Source organism: Streptomyces niveiscabiei (assembly GCF_001419795.1).
In the GTDB taxonomy this organism is placed as follows: domain Bacteria; phylum Actinomycetota; class Actinomycetes; order Streptomycetales; family Streptomycetaceae; genus Streptomyces; species Streptomyces niveiscabiei.
Window position 1 is genome coordinate 220 of the sequence record NZ_LIRL01000840.1, and the last position, 319, is coordinate 538.

Genomic DNA, 319 nt, shown 5'->3' on the forward strand with positions numbered 1-319 from the left:
CGGTGTAGAGGGGGCCGGTGAAGTCGCCGGTGTGCGTCGGGGCCGTCGTACTCGTCGTCAGGAGGTGCTGGAAGAAGCCGACGCCGCCGAGGATGCCGCTGCCCTCGTACTCGTTGAAGTTGCGGATGTGGCCGTGGGTGACCAGGCCCAGGTCCATGATCTCCCGCTGGACGGCGAGCATCTGGTCCGGGCTCTTGCCGCCGAAGGAGAAGAAGATGCTGTGCGCGGCGCCGGGGCGCAGGCCCTCGACCGCGCGGGAGAGGAAGAGGCGCGCGCCCTCGGGGGTGTACGGCGGGTCGGTCATCGCCGCGTCGAACCG

General features: G+C 70.5%; 1 protein-coding gene. It reads right to left on the minus strand.

Translation table 11 applies throughout. From position 1 onward, the window contains the following. A partial coding sequence (locus tag AOK24_RS51520; RefSeq protein WP_240554270.1) for a bis-aminopropyl spermidine synthase family protein occupies positions 1-319 on the minus strand: 319 nt, incomplete at both ends.